The organism is Halobacterium bonnevillei (assembly GCF_009831555.1).
Lineage (GTDB): Archaea > Halobacteriota > Halobacteria > Halobacteriales > Halobacteriaceae > Halobacterium > Halobacterium bonnevillei.
The window spans coordinates 1-4485 of the sequence record NZ_WUUU01000212.1; the positions used below are offsets into that span (position 1 = coordinate 1).

4 protein-coding genes and 2 pseudogenes are annotated in these 4485 nt (G+C 70.9%); 2 read left to right on the forward strand and 4 right to left on the reverse strand.

What is annotated here, in order from left to right; all coding sequences use genetic code 11:
* Nucleotides 1–260 (reverse strand): annotated as a pseudogene (locus GRX66_RS16785) (metal-dependent hydrolase); the annotation flags it as partial.
* Between the two features lie 153 nt (nt 261–413).
* Here GRX66_RS16785 and GRX66_RS16790 point away from each other — a divergent pair.
* Nucleotides 414–731 (forward strand): hypothetical protein, encoded by a 318-nt coding sequence (locus GRX66_RS16790; protein ID WP_159527543.1) that lies wholly within the window; start codon nt 414–416, stop codon nt 729–731.
* A 62-nt stretch (nt 732–793) separates the two neighbouring features.
* On the opposite strand, the pseudogene GRX66_RS16795 reads toward GRX66_RS16790, so the two are convergent.
* From GRX66_RS16795 to GRX66_RS16805, 3 genes and pseudogenes are all read right to left on the reverse strand, one after another.
* A pseudogene (locus GRX66_RS16795) lies at nt 794–1695 on the reverse strand (DMT family transporter).
* Nucleotides 1696–1841: 146 nt separating this feature from the next.
* Nucleotides 1842–2309 (reverse strand): DUF5812 family protein, encoded by a 468-nt coding sequence (locus GRX66_RS16800; RefSeq protein WP_159527544.1) that lies wholly within the window; start codon nt 2307–2309, stop codon nt 1842–1844.
* Nucleotides 2309–2884 (reverse strand): hypothetical protein, encoded by a 576-nt coding sequence (locus GRX66_RS16805; RefSeq protein WP_159527545.1) that lies wholly within the window; start codon nt 2882–2884, stop codon nt 2309–2311. The genes GRX66_RS16800 and GRX66_RS16805 overlap by 1 nt, the downstream gene beginning before the upstream one ends.
* 126 nt (nt 2885–3010) lie before the next feature.
* Here GRX66_RS16805 and GRX66_RS16810 point away from each other — a divergent pair, with 126 nt between their 5' ends.
* Complete coding sequence (locus tag GRX66_RS16810) at nt 3011–4288, forward strand: glucose-6-phosphate isomerase (protein WP_159527546.1); 1278 nt, start codon at nt 3011–3013, stop codon at nt 4286–4288.
* The last annotated feature ends 197 nt before the right edge of the window (nt 4289–4485 follow it).

Genomic DNA, 4485 nt, shown 5'->3' on the forward strand with positions numbered 1-4485 from the left:
GCGGCGACGGACGGAACGCCCGCGGCCCCGACCGTCCACGTCCCGGGCGCGAGCAGGGCGACGGCGACCGCGGGCACGGTCGCGACCGCGTAGTAGACGGGGAAGTGGAGTGTGCGGCGGTGCCCCGCGTAGAGGTCGAGGTCGGGGAACACGCCGCCCGCGATGCCTGCAGCGGCCGCTATCATCCCGAACTCGGGCGCGACGAGGGAGACGACTGCGGCGATTGCAAGCCCCACCAGCGCGTGTGTCGTCGCCATCATTGTACGCTACTGTACGCAGCGAGTAAGCTTGAAAGCGTCGCCTGTCAGCCAACAGGAACCGGCGGCCGACGTCCGGCCTGAGCTCGCCGTCGGGAGCCGGATCCCGGAAACGGGGGCGGTACGCGTATACTCGTGGCACTCGTAGCCACGGCCATGGCTACGTCGAGTGTCACCGTGTCGTATCCGGCGGACATCAGCGACTGGGGCGAAGACCAGCTCAGGACCGACCACATGCGGTCGTACCTCAAGAAGACGAAAGGCCCCGCTCGCGAGGGGGACACCTGGGACGTGTTCCTCGACGTCGGGTGCTGTGGCGACAGTCCGGACGTCCCGCTCGGTGTCGTGGCCGTCGACGGCGACGGCGAACTCGACGAGGACACGACCATCGAGTTCGTCGAACGCGAGGCCTGCGGCATCGACTCCGGGTGGGAGGTCCAGAGCGAGGCCGGGCCGGAGCCCGCAGAACAGTAGTCTCGCCGGAGAACAGCAGTAATCTCGCCGGAGAACAGCAGTAATCTCGCCGGAGATCGGCTTTACGTGGCTCGCGCACGCGTCGTGACGAAAATGCCGACCAGCACGACGACGCCGCCGAGGACCGTCACGCCAGCTGGAACCTCGCCGAGCAACGCGAGCGCGAGGAGACCGCTCCCGACGGGTTCGCCCAGCAGGGAGATGCTCACGACGCTGGACTTGACGTACTTCAGCGCCCAGTTGATGACCGTGTGCCCGAACATCCCCGGCAACAGCGCCATCCCGAGGAACAGCAGCCACTCGCTGCGTGGATAGCCGAGCAGCGGCGCGCCGGTTCCGACGGCGAGGACGCCGAGCGCGACGGTACACACCGCGTAGACGACGAACGTGTACGCGAACAGCGAGAGCCGCTGGCGGAGTGAGCGCCCGGAGAGCGTGTAGACGGCGCCGACGAGCGCGCCGGTGAGCGCGAGGGCGTTGCCGTAGAGTTGTGCTGAGCTCCCCGCGAACGTGGCGGCGAGCGCCGCGGCGACGTCGCCGCCGCCGATCAGCGGGTCGACAACGAGCGGGCCGACCGACATCGTGAACGCGCCCGCGACGCGACAGCCATGCCGCCGACCATCCGCGGCGTGAGTCGTTCGTCCAGGAGGGTTGCCGCGCCGACCGCGACGAAAATCGGCTGCGTGGTGATGAGGGTCACCGAGGCCGCCACGGTCGTCCACTCCAGGCTCTCGAAGAAACTGGCGAAGTGAGCGGCGAGCGCCAGCCCGGAGACCACCGCGAAGGCGAGGTCGCGGCCCACGATTGCGCGCAGGTCGGCGGCGTCGCGGAGCGCGAACGGCGCCACCGCTGCCGTCATGAACAGCACGCGGTAGAGCGCCTTCACGACGCTCGGCGCTCCGCTCCACCGGACGAAGATCGCGCTCGTGCTGACGGCTGCAATCGCGACGGCGACCCCGACCATGGGGTCGACCCGATCTTCCAGCGACGCGACCCACTGATTCACACCCCTCGTTGGAACGGGGGCGGTCTAAAAGGCGTGGCTTCGACAGGCCTTGCAGGCCGGCGACGCAGCCACCGGACGCGCGACGACGGGGTCAGGCGCCGGGACTACGGCATGTAGCGGATGCTCACGAAGTCGTCGCCGGTCCGGATTTCGACGTGGTCGATGCCGATGCGGGCGGCGCGCGCGACGGTCTGCTCGTCGGTCAGCACGTCCTCGACCGTCTCCTCGACCGAGTCCTCGGGCACGCCGAGGACGTGGACTTCGCCCACGCCGGCGCGTTCCATCGTCTCGAGTTCGCCGGCCTCCAGGTCGGCGGCCAGTTCGCGGGACCGCCGGGTCGGCGTCTCGTCGGAGGTCTCGACGGGAATGCGCCGGCGCTGCTCGACTTCGACGACGCTGTACGTGACGTTCATCGGCGGGTCCGAGGCGACAGTCGCGTCGAGGACGTCGCCCTCCTCGACGCCGGGGTTCTCCGAGAGCGTGTGGACCTGCGAGTCCTGGACGTCCGAGAGCACCGCGGACTCGTCGTCCGCGCTGGTGACGAGGAACGTCGCGGTCTTCTCGTCAGTCATCACCCGGAGTAGGCCGGCTCGCCGTTTCCGTGTTTCGACCCGTAGCGGCGGTGGGCGGCGTAGACGACGAGCGCGCCGACCAGCGGCACCAGCGGCGACGCCGCCGGCGGAATCGCGTACAGGAGTTCGACCACCGGCGCGAACAGGCCCTCTGGCGGCGGCCGCGTCACCACCTCGCCGTTCGTCTCGAAGCGCGCCGGCATCGACGCGACGCCGCCCAGGTAGACGGAGAACGCGAACAGGTAGCCCGCGGCGGCGAGCGCGGTGTCGTACTCGGCTGCCACCCGGCGGTCTCGGCGGTGGCGGCGCGCGACGAACAGCACGGGCGCGACCAGCGGCAGGAACAGCAACAGCCCGACGACGACGTAGAACGTCCGCGAGAGCGTCAGCGAGCCGCCGCGTGCGCCCGCCGTGTTCCCGATGAGCACGAGCAACGCGCCGGTCATCAGGAACGCGAACACGACGCCGAGGGCGGCGCTCACGACCACGTAACTCCGGAACAGCCGCGAGGTCGACTGCCGGAAGGCGTACGGGAACGCGGTCAGCAGGCCCGAGTAACTGTCGAAGCGACCCATTGTCGGTGCGTCGGCGCTACCGCAGCAAAAGCACGGCGACTCGCCGCCAGCTGTCGGCGAGCAGCTGCCCGAAGCCGCGACCGCGAAGCACGGCGACTTAAGCCGTCGGCCGACGCGAATGGAGGTATGAACGTCGACATCGGGAACGCGCTCGCCGCGGAAGCGACCCCGGGCGTCCCCAGGGCTGCGCTCGAACGACTCGACGACCGCGTCGCGGACGCCCACGACCGCATCGCGGCCGGCATGGCCGACGGCGAGTTCGGGTACGCGGCGCTGAACCTGCCCGAGCGCGCCGACGCCGACGCCATCCGGGCGGCCGTCGACCCGTTCGAAGACAGCGACGTCCTCCTGACCGTCGGCATCGGCGGGAGCGCGCTCGGCGCCGCGACGCTCGTCGACGCGCTGGACAGCGACCTCGACTGCTACTTCCTGGACAACGTCGACCCCGAGTACGTCGCCGCGCTGCTGGACGGCCTCGACCTCTCGAGCACTGCGATGCACGTCGTGTCGCGGTCCGGGACCACCGCGGAGACGCTCGCGAACTTCCTCGTGGTCCGCGAGGCGATGACGGACGCTGGCGTCGACTGGACGGACCGCACGTTCGTCACGACCGGCCGGGCGGGGAACCTCCGCGAACTCGCCGACGAGCACGCCCTCCCCGCGCTCGACGCGCCCGAGGGCGCCCCCGGTCGGTTCTCGGTGCTGTCGACCGTTGGGCTGCCCGCTGCGGCGCTGGCGGGCCACGACGTCGACGAACTGCTGGCGGGCGGCCGCGACGGCATGGACGCGCTCGCGGGGTCGCTGTTCGACTGTCCGGCGTACGCGTACGGGGCGACGGCGTACGCGCTCGACGTCCGGGGCGCGGGAATCAACGCGATGATGCCGTACGCGGAGTCCCTGGAGACGTTCGCGGAGTGGTTCGCGCAGCTCTGGGCGGAGTCGCTGGGGAAGGACGGCCTCGGGCAGACGCCGGCGCGCGCCCTCGGCGCGACCGACCAGCACAGCCAGCTCCAGCTGTACCGCGCTGGCCCGCGGGACAAACTCGTGACGCTGCTGCGGCCCCGGGACCGCGACGACCACGGCGTCCCCGACACCGACCTGTCGGGCCTGGACTACCTCGCGGGCGGCAGCCTCGGCGACCTCCTGGACGCGGAGTTCGAGGCGACAGAGGCCAGCCTCGCCGAGTCCGGCGTCCCGAACGTCCGAATCGAGATTCCGGCCGTCGACGAGCGCTCGCTGGGCCGCCTGCTGTTCGACGTGGAGGCGGCGTGCGTGCTCGCCGGCGAACTCTACGGCGTCGAGACGTTCACCCAGCCGGCCGTCGAGTGGGGGAAAGACGCGGCGAGGGGGCTGCTCCGCGGCGACCAGGCGCTCCGGGAGAAGACCGAACTCGTCGTGGACTGACGGGACAGTCGCGCCGAGCAGCCGCGACCCGGTCGCCGGACCGACGCGGCGAGTCCACAACGGCACGCCTTTGTCGGCGTAGCCCCGACCCGCGGACGTGACCGACCGGTACGCCCACACTGTCGGGTTCGTCGTCGCGGGCGTCGGCCTCGCCGCCACGTTCCTCGACTGGCCAACAGACGCCGCGCTCGCGGGCA

Bases quoted from the DNA above. Each gene is read 5' to 3' on its own strand.
- GRX66_RS16790 (WP_159527543.1), top strand. From the start codon at position 414: ATGGCTACGTCGAGTGTCACCGTGTCGTATCCGGCGGACATCAGCGAC.
- GRX66_RS16800 (WP_159527544.1), bottom strand. From the start codon at position 2,309: ATGACTGACGAGAAGACCGCGACGTTCCTCGTCACCAGCGCGGACGAC.
- GRX66_RS16805 (WP_159527545.1), bottom strand. From the start codon at position 2,884: ATGGGTCGCTTCGACAGTTACTCGGGCCTGCTGACCGCGTTCCCGTAC.
- GRX66_RS16810 (WP_159527546.1), top strand. From the start codon at position 3,011: ATGAACGTCGACATCGGGAACGCGCTCGCCGCGGAAGCGACCCCGGGC.